Below are 13,033 nucleotides of genomic sequence, written 5' to 3'. Positions count from 1 at the left end.
CCATCGCGGCGCGGCCGGAGACCTCGATAGCCCCACTACCAAGAACCGGACCCATGAAAACCGAGAGCGAGCAGCGGGCCACGCTGACCCGCATGGAAAGGGCGCGCGCCGAGACCGAGCGCCACCTTGCCATCATCGAACGGCAGATCGCCGGCCGCGCCGAGCGCATCGCCATGAACGCCCATGTCCAGACCCGGCGCTTCGGACGCGCGACCTCCCGATGGAACCCCGCCGACGAGCGTCGCTATCAGGAGACCCTTGCCACGCTGCGCTTCGCACGGCGCGCCGAGATCGAGGCGCTCGCGCGCAAGCTGGCGCGGCAGGCCGCCGCCATCGCCGCCTTTCGCCTGCGCCAAGGGATCAATGCGGCAACGCAGGAGATCGCGTCATGATCCCGCGTGTCCCCCGCACTGAACCCCTGATCCCCGACGATATGCGCGACCAGCTGATCGATAACGGCCGCATCAGCGAGGAGTGCGACGGCTTCGACCCGTTCCCGGTGGTCAAGCTGTTCACCCCCGACGCCGGAGCCACATGGCTCATTACCGAAGCCTATGCCGAGGACGGTGACTTGCGGCTGTTCGGCCTGATGGACCTCGGCCTCGGCAGTCCCGAACTGGGCTACGCCATGTTGTCCGAGATCGAGGACGCGCGCGGCAAGCTCGGCCTGCCGGTGGAACGCGACCTGTATTTCGAGGCCGAGCATCACCTCAGCACCTACGCCAAGCTCGCCCGCCGTGCTGGCATGATCGTCACCTGAAGCCAGAGCCGGCGTGGCGTGGCGTGGCGTGGCGTGGCGTGAATACAGATGCGCCGGATGCTGGACGGTTGCAATAACGATCGCTCCGTTGTCTGAAATCCGCTTTTGCGGATTTCAGACGGCCCTGACGATGCCGACCACAACGCCCGCCACAGCGCCGGCCTCGTCGGCAAACGGCAAATAGAGCCGGACGATGCGGGCAGGCCCATCCGGAAGCTGCACCTGGTCTTCCATCATCAGCGTGCGCCCGGATGCGAGAACGATGGCCGCCTCATTGTCCGCATCCGGGCGCGACGGCGTGAGCCGGCCGACCGGCTCGCCGGCCAAAGCAACTCCATAGAGCCGGTCGACATCCTCGCCGCTGCGCTCGATCCTCAGCGTCTCATCCGATTCGGCCGGGCGCCGAATCACGACGATCACATCATCCAGATCGGCCAGACGCTCGGTGATACTCCCGGCCAGTGGGATGGCCGCGCCTTCACAGCGCGCAAGCCAGACGCGATAAAGCCGACCTAACGCTGGATGTCGGTCCGCCAACAATCGAGAATCCATGCTGGGATCCGCTGTACCAAGGCTAACCAGATTTTCTGGTTATCTGTATTTCGGTTTAATTGATCTGCCGGTTTCGTCAATGACCGGCAGGGCATATGCAAAAAACGCTTCGCTCGCCAAGGCATATGCGTCTGGTTCAGCTCATCGTCGATAAGCGCCGGGAAGCCGGCATGAGCCAATCCGATCTGGCTGAAGCGCTCGGCCGATACCAGTCTGTTGTTGCCGCCATCGAATCCGGCGGCCGTCGCATCGATGTCGTCGAGTTCCTTGAGCTTGCCGAAACGATCGGCTTCGATCCACATGACGTCATCCGCGAAGTATCCGCAATTGCATCGAAGCGCAAAGCGAAGCGCAAGACGTTATGATCGAACATCAGTGCAATTATCCCAACGCTGACACATTCTCACTCCCTATATTTCTGAGAGGCTAGGCGTCGCCCTTCGGGCCGGGCTCTATGCGCCTCCTGCGGTGGCTTCCGAAGCCCCTTGCGGGTCTTCGCCTCCGGTAACGATGCCTGACGCGCGGGACAGCGGCGGCGGGCATTCCCACGATAAAGCCCCGCTTTCGAGGGACTTCCCCTGTGGCGGCCGGCGTTACTCGGCAAATCGTGACGACGGGACGGGATGAGGGAGATTCTGCCCCCGATGCCGGTCTCGACCATTCCCGCATTGCATCGAACGGATCGGGAAAGCCCGCATCGTCCGGGCACTTATGGAGGCGAGGCAGCCACGGCCCCACGCGGGAGCAATGTCGTTTCTTGGCAACGCCGCCCCGAACTCGGTGGCAGGCAAGGAGCGGAGAGGGTTCAGCCCGCTCTCATTGTCGCCGGCCGATCGTCAGGGAGAACCGATCACTTCGCCCCGCCGGTGAGGCTGGGGGCCTGTCCGGCCCTCTCGGAGAAGCCCTTGGCGGTGGCGGTGAAAGCGTCGTTCCGATTGCAGCTATCGGGTGGTTCCTCCTGTCCGTCTGTCTCAAGCCACGTCCATCTCGTCCTCGATAGGCAGGGGTCTGACCGAAGACCGGCGACGCGGGCGTCACCTCGATCTTGAACCCGCAACACGCCGCCTGCGGCTTTTTCCCGCCGCCGGCCAGGGCCGGCTTTGCACCGCGAAGCGAAAAAGTCCTCGCCGGATGTTGCGGGCCGATCGTCCCCGGTCTGCCGACCCCCATCGAGGCCGCGATGGGCGCGGCCCGGTCAGCAGAAGGAATCACCGCAATGGCCACCATCGGCACTTTCATCGCCACCGCCAAGGGCTTCAAGGGCGCGGTCAAGACCCTGAGCCTCAACGTCAAGGCGGTCGAATTCGTCCCCGCCGAAGGCGACAACGAGAAGGGGCCGGACTTCCGCATCTTCTCCGGTGCCACCGAGTTCGGAGCGGCGTGGAAGAAGACCTCGCGCGAGGGCCGCGACTACCACTCCGTCAAGCTGGACGATCCGTCATTCCCGGCTCCGATCTATGCGAGCCTGGTCGAGACGGAGGCTGAGGGTGAGTTCGCACTCATCTGGTCCCGCCGCGCCGCCGAGTGACACCGGCTGCCACAGGGGAGCCCCGCGCAAGCGGGGCTTCGCCATGTTCATGTCCGCCGCCGCCCGAAGGAGGGAGATACGGCGAGCCGTGCTCCCTTTGCCCTGATCGGCTGTGAAGCGTCCTAACGGCGCTTCTTCGCCGCCTCATACACCTCGGAACGCTCGCGCTTCCCCACGGCAACGACGACCACCGTGACCCTTTCATCCTCGATGCGATAGACCAGCCGATAACCGGCCGAGCGCAGCTTGATCTTGTAATGATCCGGCATGCCGCGCAGCGCGTCGGCCTGCACATGCGGTTGCGTCACGCGCTCCGCCAGCTTCTTCTTGAACTGCTCGCGCAGCGTCGCACCGAGCTTGTCCCATTCCTTGCGCGCGGAGGGCAAGAACTCCAGCCTATAGGTCATCGAGGCTGACCGGCACGCCCTTCTCGTTCGCGCGTGCCTTGGCGATTTCGACCAGCGCCTGATCGTCGAGCGCGTCCATCATCGCCTCATAGGTATCGGCCGGCACCATATAGGCCATGACCCGGTTGTGGTTCAGGATCGCGACCGCGCTGCCCCGCGCGCCGTCGACGATGGCAGTCGGGTTCTTCTTCAGGTCGGAGACGCTCACGGCGATCTCGGCTTCAACGCGCTGCATGGCTCGGTCCTCGAAAAGGAAGGCTCGGAATTCAGGTCGAATTTCAGAGCCAAATTACGCCCTATATAGTCGATCCCCGCAAGCTCTGCCAGAGGCGTTCAGGACGGCGACAGCCCGCCGTGGCATTGATCCGGCGCAGCTTCGTGTCGGCGCGACGGAAAAAATCCGGCCCCGACCGACGTGTCCGCAAGGATCACTTCGCAGCCTTGCTCCGGCGGCGGGGCGCCGCCTCGGCTTCGGGCATTGTGCCGCCGAGGGCGATCAGGCGCTTGCCGGCCTCGACGCGCACGAGAGTTTCGAGCGCCCGGTGGACGATGGCAGCCGTCTCCCTGATGTCGGTCAACGACCGGGCTCTCTCCATCAGCCCGTCGTCTATGTTGATGGTGGAGCGCATGGGCTTGTTCCTTCTGTTGCGTCGGAAGGGCGTCATCTGATGCCGATTTCAACGCATACGGCCATGCCCGTCACCGCCCGAAGACTGTACGGCGAGTTGCGCTCCGGTTGTTGTGATCGGCTGCGGCCGGAAGCCTTGCCGATCATGAGGGGAAGCCAAGGGGGACTTTCCCCCTTTCTCCCCTCAAGTGCCGCCTGCGCGATGGCAGGGCCGCCGGCTCGCAGGACGGCCGAAGACCGTCATCCTTCCGATCGTCGCCACACCGTCCCGCTCGGCCCGGCAGCCCGGCCATGCTCGCCGGCACTTGTCCCCTCCCATCCCTGCGCGCTCACGCGCCCCCGGAAGGCATGTCGGGGGACATGCCTTCGGCATTTACGGGAAAGGATCAGGACAATGAACGTCATCACCAGCAGCCAGCACAGCCAGCCGGTTTCCGGCGGCTTCCGCGTGGACATCTCGCGCGGCGAGCGGATCGGGCGGGTTTCGTCGGAATGGTTCTCGCGTCCCGACGATGAACGCTATCTGTCGCTCACCGAGCTTTACGACGCGGTGAAGTCCCGCGCGGATCGCGCCAAGGCCCGCACCGTGGAAAGCAGCGCCGTGCGCGTGGAGGCGAGCCGGGAGGATGCCGAGCGGCTTGCGCTCATCGTCCCCGGGCAGGAAGCACCCATCGCCCCGACCCATTGGAGCTTCGGGCAGTTGTGCAGCCTTGTCGGCGCGCCCGCCACCTATATGCGCCAGCTTCCCGCGCCGCTCGCCGGCATCAATCTTCAGCACGGCTTGCTGTCGCACCGCGCCGAGCTTGTGAAAACCCTGGAGGCGGATGACGGCCGCGTGGAATTGCGCGCCGTGACCGGGCCGGACTATGGCCGCATCTGGGATCACGAGCTTGTCGCCGCCGTCATGAAGATCGCCGGCAACGGCGTCGGCGATACCATGTGGAAGGTGCCGGGCGTGCTGGATTGGGCGACCATGACGCACAATCCCTTCGTGGACGTGACGAAGGACACGACCACGCTCTATGCCAGCGACCGCGACGTGTTCCTGTTCTTGGTGGACGATACCCACCCCATCGAGGCAGGACGCCTGCCGAACGGAGAGCCGGATTTGTATTTCCGGGGCTTCTATTGCTGGAACAGCGAAGTCGGATCGAAGACCCTCGGCATTGCGAGCTTCTATCTCCGCGCCGTGTGCATGAACCGCAACCTTTGGGGTGTGGAGGGTTTCGAGGAAATCAGCATCCGGCACAGCAAGTTTGCGGCGCAGCGCTTTGCCCATGAGGCGGCGCCGGCGCTAACCAGCTTCGCCAATTCCTCGCCCGCGCCTTTCGTGGCGGGCATTAAGGCGGCCCGGGAAAAGATCGTCGCCCGCACGGACGAGGACCGCGAGAGCTTTCTGCGCAAGCGCGGTTTCAGCAAGGCAGAGACCGGCAAGATCATCGAGACGGTCTTGCAGGAGGAAGGCCGCCCGCCCGAAAGCATCTTCGATTTCGTGCAGGGCATGACGGCGCACGCCCGCGCGAAGGCGCATCAGGATAGCCGGCTTGAACTGGAAGCGAAAGCAAAGACCCTGCTGGAGAAAGCCGCATAGCCACAGATGCCGCGCGGTCGGTCCATCGACCGCGCGGCTTTCTGTATCCGGAATTTTCCGCCGACCCGTAAGTCCGGGTCGGCGGCGCGGCCGCGCCTCGACAGGGCGGCCGTGGCTCGCCGGGCTCCGCCCGGCTCGCAAAGTCATAGCTGGAACGGCCTCTACTATCCGAACAAAGGCCGCCTGCAATCAACCGCTTCCGACGATGCACGACACCTTAACTTTAGCCGCCTCATTTTGGGGGACACTGCGCGTGCTCTTGAAAACAGAAGCTTTCCGAAACACCCGGAGGAAACATGCCCCACACGCAAGACTGGATGGCCAACGCCGCCTATCTCTACATCCTCTTTCTCGACCGTCCGGCCGTCGCCTGGGAGCACCTGCGGCGCAATCCCGGCTATCGGAACGACTGGCGCCGCTTTGGCACGAAGCGGCGCCCATCATTGAGCGCACATGCGCAGAATTGGGGGTTACGATTTCTTCGAGAACCCCAAACACGACGCGCGCGACGCGTTGCCGTTCTGGCGGCCTGATCCAGACATCGCGCTGCCGATCGTGCCAGACGAAGACCCGGAGACTGTCGCACCGGTCTTCGACCTCTGGACCTTTCCCGGCCGCAAGGCGATCGGCCATGACGGCGGCCGCCTCGCGCTGAAGCTCACCCGGCGCGGCCGCTCCTGGCATGTCCATATCGCCGGCACGCTTGACGCCACCATGCCCTTCACCTTCGCGATTGCACCGGACGACCGGGCCGATGCCCGCTTGCGCGAGGCCAAAGAGCTACTGGCCGTGATCACCACCCGCCCAGCCGGACTTGCCGGCCGGCGCGGCACGGCCGAGCCGATCATCACCATGCAGTCCTTGCAGGCCCTCGACGGTCATCTCGCCGGAGCCAGCGAGCGCGAGATCGCCATCGCGATCTTCGGCGCACGCATCGTGAAGGAGAAATGGCATGGTGACAGCGAGCTGCGCGCCAGGGTCCGCTATCTCGTCCACCGTGGCCGCGCTCTCATGAATGGCGGTTATCGCCGTTTCCTCTGGGGCGCGACCGCGCGTCGGGCCGGCGAGTATTCCATGCCCGCCGCCGCCCCGTGAGGGAGAAAGCCGGCCGGCCAGGATTCTCCATACGCAGCAGGATAGGCTTTCCCCAAGCTGCCTCCCAACCGCTGGACCGGGCTTCGCTCGGCCGGCCTGAGACGGAGGCAGCTTTATGGATCGTCCCGAATCCAAACCGGCCAGCCGCTACCTCACCAATGAGGAAGCGGCCGCCTATCTCAAGCTCTCGCCGCACACGCTGAACAAGAAGCGCGTCATTGGCGGCGGGCCGAAGTTCCGCAAGCTCGGCTCCCGCGTCGTCTATGCGATCGACGACCTCGAAACCTGGATCGAGGCGCGCGCCTGCAACACCACCTCCGATCCCCGCTACGCCCAAGCCCGCTGACGGCAACGCATGGCGGCGCGCAGACACATATCCGAGCGCGACCAGCTCGAACTGTTCCGATCGCGCTCCGGCGACATGGCGACCCGCGACTCGCAGGATCTCATGGCCTATCCCTTCTTCTCCCTCGCCAAGTCGAAGCGTGTCCAGCCGATCAAATTCGAGGCTGGCGACGTCCGCATCCATGTCGAGGCCCCGGCCGAGTTCGGCCTGGCCACCATATGGGACGCCGACATCCTGATCTGGGCCGCTTCGCAGATCGTCGACGCCCGCGACCTCGGCCTGCGCACCTCGCGGCTGATGGCAACAACCCCCTATGAAATCCTGACCTTCATCGGCCGCGGCACCTCCGTCCGCGACTATCAGCGGCTCAAGGCCGCGCTCGACCGCCTGCAAGCCACCACCGTCGCCACGTCGATCCGCCAGCCCTCCGAGAGACGCCGACATCGTTTTTCTTGGATCAATGAATGGAAGGAAAGGCTCGACGCCAAGGGCCGGCCGCTCGGCGTCGAGCTGATCGTGCCAGACTGGTTCTACGAAGGCGTTCTCGACAACGCCCTGATCCTGACGATCGATCGGAACTATTTCGATCTGTTCGGTGGCATCGAACGCTGGCTTTACCGGCTGGTGCGCAAGCATGGCGGCCGCCAGCCCGGCGGCTGGAGCTTCGATTTTCATCATCTCCACGCCAAGTCGGGCAGCCTCTCGCGCTTCTCGAACTTCGCCTGCGATTTGCGCGACATCGTGCGCCGCCAGCCCTTGCCTGGCTATCGGCTGCGCATCGACCGATTCGACGACGGCCGCGAACTGCTCGTCTTCGCGCCGGCCACGCCGCTTCTGTCCGCTTTTTCAAGGGAGGCTGTGGAAAGGCTGTGAATAGTCTCGTGCTATCGAAGGCATTCGGACTCGTGCTATCGGGGGCACGACTATCGTGCTATCAAAGGCACGAATATGCGTTAAGCAATTGTGGCGCTTTGCAAATTCGCCCCCCTAACTTCTCTAATATGGAATCTAACTTTCTTTGTTTGTCTGGCGACATTGTTGATAAATACGACCAATATAAACAGACGAAAGACAATTATGACTTAAGTCATGCGAATAAGTACACCTATGGGCAATCCCATACGGTCTTCGCGCAGCCTATCGCACCAGCATGCCCCCAAGGACGACTGATACCCGGACATGACGCCCGTGCCAGCCTGGAGGGCGCGTCGTGATCGTGGCGCTCCTGAACCAGAAGGGCGGCGTCGGCAAGACCACGCTGGCCACCCATCTCGCTGGTGAGCTGGCGGCCGCTGGCGCGCGTGTCGCCGTCGTCGACGCCGATCCGCAAGGCTCGGCGCTTGACTGGTCGCAGCGGCGCGCGGAAAGCGGCCTGCCGCGGCTGTTCGGCGTTCTCGGGCTGCCCCGCGAGACGCTGCATGCGGAAGTTCCTGACATCGCCCGCGGCGCTGATCACGTCGTCATCGACGGCCCGCCACGCGTAACCGCGCTGGCGCGTTCCTCGATCCTCGCCGCCGACCTGGTGCTGATCCCGGTCCAGCCGTCGCCCTATGACGTCTGGGCGAGTGCCGAGATCGTAGCGCTGATCGGCGAGGCGCGGCTGTTCAAGCCGCAGCTCCGCGCCGCCTTCGTCGTCAACCGCCGCATCGTCGGCACCATCATCGGCCGCGACGTGCGCGCCGCGTTGCCGGAGGGCTTGTCCGCGCTTACCGCCGACATTGGCCAGCGCGTCGTCTTCGCCGAGAGCGTCGCCACTGGCCGTCTGGCCAGCGAGCTGGAGCCCGGCGGCGCGGCCGCACAGGAGATCATCGCGCTCGCTGCCGAGATCATGGGAGGCAGCTCATGAGCGGCAAGCGCGTCACCTTCGGCGCGAAACCCGCCGCACCCACCGTCGATGCCTGGGTGCAGCAGGGCAATGGCGTCGAGGTGGCCGTTCAAGCAACACCGCCGACTTCGGCAGCGAAGGCCGAGATCTACACCGCGCGCCTTACCATCGACGTGACGCCGGAACTGCGCGGCCGCGTCAAGGTCGCCGCCTTCAGGCAAGGCGTCACGGTCGCCGAGATGATCCGCGCGCTGCTTGAGACGCGCTTTCCTAAGGGCGGAGCAGACGCATGATCGCGGAGGCCGTAGACATCATCGTCTTCATCGCCGGGCGCGGTAGCAAACGCCGCGTCGAGGACATCATCCGCGTCACAGGCCTCGACGGCGATGCCTACGCAATAGAGCACTTCACAGGAGATTAGGGATGCCGCCCATCACGTCCGTATTCACGTTTTTCCTGAATGCTGGAACAAATCAGAAACGTAATTCCGCAAGTGCGGATTCGTGCGTTTCCGTAAATCCGGAAACACCCATTTCAGTAAATACGCTTTCGAGCGTTGCAGGAAAGTTTCGAAACCGGATCTCCGGAACGGCGGCTTTGCTGATGTCCGCCTTTCTGGTTTCCCCAGCTTACGCCGCTGGTTCGTCCATGCCATGGGAAGCGCCCCTGCAATCCATCCTTGAATCGATCGAGGGGCCGGTTGCCAAGATCATCGCCGTGATCATCATCATCGTGACCGGGCTCACCTTGGCGTTCGGTGATGCCGGCGGCGGTTTCCGCAAGCTGGTCCAGATCGTCTTCGGCCTCTCCATCGCCTTCGCCGCCAGTTCCTTCTTCCTCAGCTTCTTCAGCTTTGGCGGCGGAGCGCTGGTCTAATGGCCGTCCATGCCGACGGCTTCGAAGTGCCGCTGCACCGCTCACTGACGGAGCCCGTCCTGCTGGGGGGCGCCCCGCGATCGGTGGCGATCCTCAACGGGACACTCGCCGCCGCCATCGGCATCGGCCTGCATCTGTGGATTGGCGGCATCGTGCTCTGGATGGCGGGCCATGCGCTCGCCGTCTGGGGGGCGAAGGCCGATCCCCAGTTCATGGAGGTCTTCGCCCGCCACCTGAAGCACCGCGCGTTTCTGGAGGCGTGAGTTCATGATGAACCTTGCCGAATATCGCAAGCGCCCCGCGAGCCTCGCGGATTATCTGCCTTGGGCCGGGCTGGTCGCATCTGGCGTCGTACTCAACAAGGACGGTGCGTTCCAACGCACCGCGCAGTTTCGTGGCCCCGACCTCGACAGCGCAACGGAAAGCGAGCTGGTGGCGACCACCGCTCGGCTCAACAACGCACTGAAGCGCCTCGGCTCCGGCTGGGCGCTGTTCGTCGACGCTAAACGGCGCATCGCCGCCGGATATCCCATCTCGGAATTTCCCGACGCGGTGTCGTGGCTCGTAGAGGAAGAGCGGCGCGCGGCGTTCGAGGAAGCAGGCACACATTTCGAGAGCGCCTACTGCATCACATTCGCCTTCCTGCCGCCGTCCGAAAGCAAGGCCCGCGCCGGCCAGCTCCTCTACGAGAGCACCGAGCGGCGCACCGTAAATTGGCGCGACCATCTCGCAGCCTTCATTTCCGAGACCGACCGCTTTCTCTCCTTGCTCGACGGCGTCATGCCGGAGATCCGCTGGTTCTCCGACGAGGAGACGCTGACTTACCTTCACGCCTGCATCTCCACGCAGAGGCACCCTGTCGCCGTTCCCCAGGTGCCGTTCCATCTCGATGCGCTGTTACCTGACTGCGATTTCACCGGTGGATTGGCGCCGATGCTGGGGGACCAGCATGTGCGTGTGCTGACCATTCGCGGCTTTCCGCCCTCGACCTGGCCCGGCGTCCTTGACGACCTCAACCGTCTCGGCTTCGCCTATCGTTGGTCCACCCGTTTCCTGTCGCTTGATAAGGCCGAAGCCGAACGCGAGCTGACCAAGGTGCGGCGGCAATGGTTCGCGAAGCGCAAGGGTATCGTCACGCTGCTGCGCGAAACGATCTTCCAGCAGGAAGTTTCGCTGGTCGATTCAGACGCCGCCAACAAATCCGCCGATGCGGACGAAGCATTGCAGGAGCTGGGCTCAGATGCCGTGGCCTATGGCTATGTCACAGCCACCGTTACGGTCATGGATAAAAACCCGGACCTCGCTGACGAGAAGCTGAAGGCCGTCGAGCGCATCATCCAGGGGCGTGGCTTCGTCACCATTCCGGAGACGCTGAACGCGACGGAGGCATGGTTATCCTCGATCCCTGGACATGCCTACGCCAATGTTCGGCAGCCGCTGATCTCGACTCTGAACCTCTCACACATGATGCCGGTCTCGGCGGTTTGGGCAGGCCCCGAGAAGAACGGCCATCTCGATGCTCCGCCGCTGATCGTCACCCGCACGGCCGGCGGCACGCCGTTCCGGCTCGTCACTCATGTCGATGATGTCGGCCACACCCTGATCGTCGGCCCCACCGGTGCCGGTAAATCCGTGCTGCTGGCAATGCTGGCGCTCCAATTCCGCCGCTATGCCGGCTCGCGCATCTTCGTCTTCGATAAGGGTGGCTCGGCCCGCGCCACCGTCTTGGGCCTCGGCGGCGAGTATTACGATCTCGGATCCTCCGACGCCATTGCCTTTCAGCCACTCGCCCGCATTGAGGATGAAGAAAGCCGCTCGTGGGCCGCCGACTGGATCGCCGGCCTGCTCGGTCATGAACACGTCGAAATCGTGCCTGATGTGAAGGACGCCGTCTGGTCGGCACTGACCAGCCTTGCGTCCGCCCCACGTGAGGAGCGAACGCTCACTGGCCTTTCCACGCTGTTGCAATCGAACCGGCTACGCCAGGCGCTGCAACCCTACACGCTGTCGGGGCCGCATGGCCGGCTGCTGGACGCTGATGCCGATCGGCTTGGCTTCGGCGATGTGCAGGGCTTCGAAATGGAGGAACTGATGCACACGGCGAGCGCCGTGACGCCGGTCCTCACCTATCTTTTTCATCGTCTCGATGAGCGTTTCGACGGATCGCCCACGCTGCTCGTGCTCGATGAGGCTTGGGTGTTTCTCGACGATCCCATCTTCGCTGCGCGCATCCGTGAATGGTTGAAGGTGCTGCGCAAGAAGAACGTCGCCGTCGTTTTCGCCACCCAGTCGCTTGCCGACATCCAGCGTTCTGCCATCGCGCCAGCCATCGTCGAGAGCTGCCCGAGCCGGATCTTCCTGCCGTCGCCGCAGGCGAGCGAACCGCAGCTCCGCACGATCTATGAAGGATTTGGCCTCAACAGCCGCCAGATCGATATCATCACGCGGGCTCAGCCGAAGCGGGATTATTACTACCAATCCCGTCTCGGCAATCGGCTGTTCGACCTCGATCTCGGACCTGTGGCGCTCGCCTTCGCCGGTGCCAGCCGCCCCGAGGATCATCGCCAGATGGACGATGTCCTCGTGTCCCATGGGCGCGATGCCTTTGCCGCAGCATGGCTCGACGTGCGCGGGCTCGATTGGGCAGCCGACCTCATCCGCCAATTCCCCCTTCCGCAAAATCAGGAGACCGCATCATGAGGACACCACTTTGCCTTGCCGGTGCCTGCGCGCTCGGCATCGCTCTCGCGCCGCCGGTCGCGGCGCAGATCGTCTTCGATCCGAACAACTACAGCCAGAATGTGCTGTCGGCGGTCCGAGCCCTGGATCAGATCAACAACCAGATCAAGAGCCTGCAAAACGAAGCTCAGTCGCTCCTCAATCAAACAAAGAACCTGACGAGCCTCGACTTCTCCGCACTAAACGAGCTGAAGCAGTCCGTCGCCAAGACGGAGCGCCTCATCAGCGAGGCCGAGGGCCTGAGCTTCGACATATCGGCGATGGAACGGCAATTCGAGCAGCTCTACCCGAAGGAATACGCGGCATCCGCATCGAGCGATCAGATCCTCGCCGATGTGCGAAAGCGCTGGGAGCAGTCTCGAGCCGCTCTGGAAACGGCCATGAAGATGCAGGCGCAGGTCTCCGAAAACCTCGCTTCCGATGAGGCTACTCTCGGCGATCTTGTTACTCGCAGCCAGTCGGCAACGGGGAATCTCGACGCGACGCAGGCGACCAACCAGCTCCTTGCCCTTCAGGCTAAGCAAGCTATCGACGCGTCCCGGCTCAAGCTCTCTCAGGACCGCGCCGTCGCCACGGAGCAGGCCCGTGCCATCGCGGAGGAGGAGCGGGCACGTGAGGTTCGCCGCCGATTCATGGGCGATGGCAGCAGCTATACGCCGGCACCCGTCCGGTTGTTCCGCGATTGA

General features: G+C 64.0%; 20 protein-coding genes. 16 read left to right on the top strand and 4 right to left on the bottom strand.

What is annotated here, in order from left to right:
• Positions 1–53: 53 nt before the first annotated feature.
• Both V5F84_RS18850 and V5F84_RS18845 read left to right on the top strand, forming a co-directional pair.
• Complete coding sequence (locus V5F84_RS18850) at positions 54–392, top strand: hypothetical protein (protein WP_394041654.1); 339 nt, start codon at positions 54–56, stop codon at positions 390–392.
• Positions 389–760: a DUF2958 domain-containing protein gene (locus tag V5F84_RS18845; protein WP_394041653.1), complete on the top strand. Its 372-nt coding sequence runs from the start codon at positions 389–391 to the stop codon at positions 758–760. The genes V5F84_RS18850 and V5F84_RS18845 overlap by 4 nt, the downstream gene beginning before the upstream one ends.
• 114 nt (positions 761–874) lie before the next feature.
• Here the strand turns inward: V5F84_RS18845 and V5F84_RS18840 are convergent, their stop codons facing one another.
• Positions 875–1,312 (bottom strand): PDDEXK family nuclease, encoded by a 438-nt coding sequence (locus tag V5F84_RS18840; RefSeq protein ID WP_394041652.1) that lies wholly within the window; start codon positions 1,310–1,312, stop codon positions 875–877.
• Between the two features lie 95 nt (positions 1,313–1,407).
• Between V5F84_RS18840 and V5F84_RS18835 the strand changes: the two genes are divergently transcribed.
• Together V5F84_RS18835 and V5F84_RS18830 are read left to right on the top strand one after the other, a co-directional pair.
• Entirely contained in the window at positions 1,408–1,677 is a 270-nt protein-coding gene (locus V5F84_RS18835; protein WP_394041651.1) for a helix-turn-helix domain-containing protein, read from the top strand.
• 851 nt (positions 1,678–2,528) lie between these two features.
• On the top strand, positions 2,529–2,840 hold the full coding sequence (locus tag V5F84_RS18830) for a DUF736 domain-containing protein (protein ID WP_394041650.1): 312 nt from the start codon (positions 2,529–2,531) through the stop codon (positions 2,838–2,840).
• A 122-nt stretch (positions 2,841–2,962) separates the two neighbouring features.
• On the opposite strand, the gene V5F84_RS18825 is transcribed toward V5F84_RS18830, so the two are convergent.
• The 3 genes from V5F84_RS18825 to V5F84_RS18815 form a co-directional block, all read right to left on the bottom strand.
• Positions 2,963–3,247 (bottom strand): type II toxin-antitoxin system RelE family toxin, encoded by a 285-nt coding sequence (locus tag V5F84_RS18825; RefSeq protein WP_394041649.1) that lies wholly within the window; start codon positions 3,245–3,247, stop codon positions 2,963–2,965.
• Complete coding sequence (locus V5F84_RS18820) at positions 3,237–3,482, bottom strand: type II toxin-antitoxin system Phd/YefM family antitoxin (RefSeq protein WP_110373169.1); 246 nt, start codon at positions 3,480–3,482, stop codon at positions 3,237–3,239. The genes V5F84_RS18825 and V5F84_RS18820 overlap by 11 nt, the downstream gene beginning before the upstream one ends.
• Before the next feature lie 193 nt (positions 3,483–3,675).
• Positions 3,676–3,876 (bottom strand): type II toxin-antitoxin system VapB family antitoxin, encoded by a 201-nt coding sequence (locus V5F84_RS18815; protein WP_394041648.1) that lies wholly within the window; start codon positions 3,874–3,876, stop codon positions 3,676–3,678.
• A gap of 393 nt (positions 3,877–4,269) precedes the next feature.
• Between V5F84_RS18815 and V5F84_RS18810 the strand changes: the two genes are divergently transcribed.
• From V5F84_RS18810 to trbJ, 12 genes are all read left to right on the top strand, one after another.
• Positions 4,270–5,466 carry a DUF932 domain-containing protein gene (locus V5F84_RS18810; RefSeq protein ID WP_394041647.1) on the top strand — a complete coding sequence of 399 codons (1,197 nt, stop codon included), beginning with the start codon at positions 4,270–4,272 and terminating at the stop codon, positions 5,464–5,466.
• A gap of 296 nt (positions 5,467–5,762) precedes the next feature.
• Positions 5,763–5,999, top strand: coding sequence for a transcriptional regulator domain-containing protein (locus V5F84_RS18805; RefSeq protein ID WP_394041646.1), 237 nt, complete (start codon positions 5,763–5,765; stop codon positions 5,997–5,999).
• Entirely contained in the window at positions 5,920–6,561 is a 642-nt protein-coding gene (locus V5F84_RS18800; RefSeq protein WP_394041645.1) for a DUF2285 domain-containing protein, read from the top strand. The genes V5F84_RS18805 and V5F84_RS18800 overlap by 80 nt, the downstream gene beginning before the upstream one ends.
• Positions 6,562–6,676: 115 nt before the next feature.
• Positions 6,677–6,907 carry a helix-turn-helix transcriptional regulator gene (locus tag V5F84_RS18795; RefSeq protein WP_183856692.1) on the top strand — a complete coding sequence of 77 codons (231 nt, stop codon included), beginning with the start codon at positions 6,677–6,679 and terminating at the stop codon, positions 6,905–6,907.
• A 9-nt stretch (positions 6,908–6,916) separates the two neighbouring features.
• Positions 6,917–7,780 carry a replication initiator protein A gene (locus V5F84_RS18790; protein ID WP_394041644.1) on the top strand — a complete coding sequence of 288 codons (864 nt, stop codon included), beginning with the start codon at positions 6,917–6,919 and terminating at the stop codon, positions 7,778–7,780.
• A 337-nt stretch (positions 7,781–8,117) separates the two neighbouring features.
• A complete protein-coding gene (parA, locus tag V5F84_RS18785; RefSeq protein WP_394041643.1) occupies positions 8,118–8,753 on the top strand; it encodes a ParA family partition ATPase in 636 nt (211 codons plus the stop codon).
• On the top strand, positions 8,750–9,025 hold the full coding sequence (locus tag V5F84_RS18780; RefSeq protein WP_394041642.1) for a ribbon-helix-helix protein: 276 nt from the start codon (positions 8,750–8,752) through the stop codon (positions 9,023–9,025). Before parA ends, V5F84_RS18780 begins: the two co-directional genes overlap by 4 nt.
• On the top strand, positions 9,022–9,153 hold the full coding sequence (locus V5F84_RS18775) for a hypothetical protein (protein WP_394041641.1): 132 nt from the start codon (positions 9,022–9,024) through the stop codon (positions 9,151–9,153). Before V5F84_RS18780 ends, V5F84_RS18775 begins: the two co-directional genes overlap by 4 nt.
• A 182-nt stretch (positions 9,154–9,335) precedes the next feature.
• Entirely contained in the window at positions 9,336–9,608 is a 273-nt protein-coding gene (locus V5F84_RS18770) for a TrbC/VirB2 family type IV secretion system protein (RefSeq protein ID WP_183856974.1), read from the top strand.
• A complete protein-coding gene (locus V5F84_RS18765; RefSeq protein ID WP_110372410.1) occupies positions 9,608–9,871 on the top strand; it encodes a VirB3 family type IV secretion system protein in 264 nt (87 codons plus the stop codon). The genes V5F84_RS18770 and V5F84_RS18765 overlap by 1 nt, the downstream gene beginning before the upstream one ends.
• 4 nt (positions 9,872–9,875) lie before the next feature.
• Entirely contained in the window at positions 9,876–12,308 is a 2,433-nt protein-coding gene (trbE, locus tag V5F84_RS18760) for a conjugal transfer protein TrbE (RefSeq protein WP_394041640.1), read from the top strand.
• Positions 12,305–13,033, top strand: a complete 729-nt coding sequence (gene trbJ / locus V5F84_RS18755; RefSeq protein WP_394041639.1) for a P-type conjugative transfer protein TrbJ — start codon at positions 12,305–12,307, stop codon at positions 13,031–13,033. Before trbE ends, trbJ begins: the two co-directional genes overlap by 4 nt.

The organism is Roseixanthobacter liquoris (genome assembly GCF_043195135.2).
Classification (GTDB): domain Bacteria; phylum Pseudomonadota; class Alphaproteobacteria; order Rhizobiales; family Xanthobacteraceae; genus NCEH01.
This window is presented reverse-complemented; position numbering and strand designations above follow the sequence as displayed.

What these genes read in the sequence shown, in the direction of transcription:
- V5F84_RS18795 (WP_183856692.1), top strand. Translation starts at nt 6,677, where the DNA reads ATGGATCGTCCCGAATCCAAACCGGCCAGCCGCTACCTCACCAATGAG.
- V5F84_RS18770 (WP_183856974.1), top strand. Translation starts at nt 9,336, where the DNA reads ATGTCCGCCTTTCTGGTTTCCCCAGCTTACGCCGCTGGTTCGTCCATG.
- V5F84_RS18805 (WP_394041646.1), top strand. Translation starts at nt 5,763, where the DNA reads ATGCCCCACACGCAAGACTGGATGGCCAACGCCGCCTATCTCTACATC.
- V5F84_RS18830 (WP_394041650.1), top strand. Translation starts at nt 2,529, where the DNA reads ATGGCCACCATCGGCACTTTCATCGCCACCGCCAAGGGCTTCAAGGGC.
- V5F84_RS18845 (WP_394041653.1), top strand. Translation starts at nt 389, where the DNA reads ATGATCCCGCGTGTCCCCCGCACTGAACCCCTGATCCCCGACGATATG.
- V5F84_RS18780 (WP_394041642.1), top strand. Translation starts at nt 8,750, where the DNA reads ATGAGCGGCAAGCGCGTCACCTTCGGCGCGAAACCCGCCGCACCCACC.
- V5F84_RS18825 (WP_394041649.1), bottom strand. Translation starts at nt 3,247, where the DNA reads ATGACCTATAGGCTGGAGTTCTTGCCCTCCGCGCGCAAGGAATGGGAC.
- V5F84_RS18765 (WP_110372410.1), top strand. Translation starts at nt 9,608, where the DNA reads ATGGCCGTCCATGCCGACGGCTTCGAAGTGCCGCTGCACCGCTCACTG.
- trbJ (WP_394041639.1), top strand. Translation starts at nt 12,305, where the DNA reads ATGAGGACACCACTTTGCCTTGCCGGTGCCTGCGCGCTCGGCATCGCT.
- V5F84_RS18820 (WP_110373169.1), bottom strand. Translation starts at nt 3,482, where the DNA reads ATGCAGCGCGTTGAAGCCGAGATCGCCGTGAGCGTCTCCGACCTGAAG.
- V5F84_RS18810 (WP_394041647.1), top strand. Translation starts at nt 4,270, where the DNA reads ATGAACGTCATCACCAGCAGCCAGCACAGCCAGCCGGTTTCCGGCGGC.
- V5F84_RS18800 (WP_394041645.1), top strand. Translation starts at nt 5,920, where the DNA reads ATGCGCAGAATTGGGGGTTACGATTTCTTCGAGAACCCCAAACACGAC.
- V5F84_RS18775 (WP_394041641.1), top strand. Translation starts at nt 9,022, where the DNA reads ATGATCGCGGAGGCCGTAGACATCATCGTCTTCATCGCCGGGCGCGGT.
- V5F84_RS18815 (WP_394041648.1), bottom strand. Translation starts at nt 3,876, where the DNA reads ATGCGCTCCACCATCAACATAGACGACGGGCTGATGGAGAGAGCCCGG.
- V5F84_RS18835 (WP_394041651.1), top strand. Translation starts at nt 1,408, where the DNA reads ATGCAAAAAACGCTTCGCTCGCCAAGGCATATGCGTCTGGTTCAGCTC.
- V5F84_RS18790 (WP_394041644.1), top strand. Translation starts at nt 6,917, where the DNA reads ATGGCGGCGCGCAGACACATATCCGAGCGCGACCAGCTCGAACTGTTC.
- V5F84_RS18850 (WP_394041654.1), top strand. Translation starts at nt 54, where the DNA reads ATGAAAACCGAGAGCGAGCAGCGGGCCACGCTGACCCGCATGGAAAGG.
- trbE (WP_394041640.1), top strand. Translation starts at nt 9,876, where the DNA reads ATGATGAACCTTGCCGAATATCGCAAGCGCCCCGCGAGCCTCGCGGAT.
- V5F84_RS18840 (WP_394041652.1), bottom strand. Translation starts at nt 1,312, where the DNA reads ATGGATTCTCGATTGTTGGCGGACCGACATCCAGCGTTAGGTCGGCTT.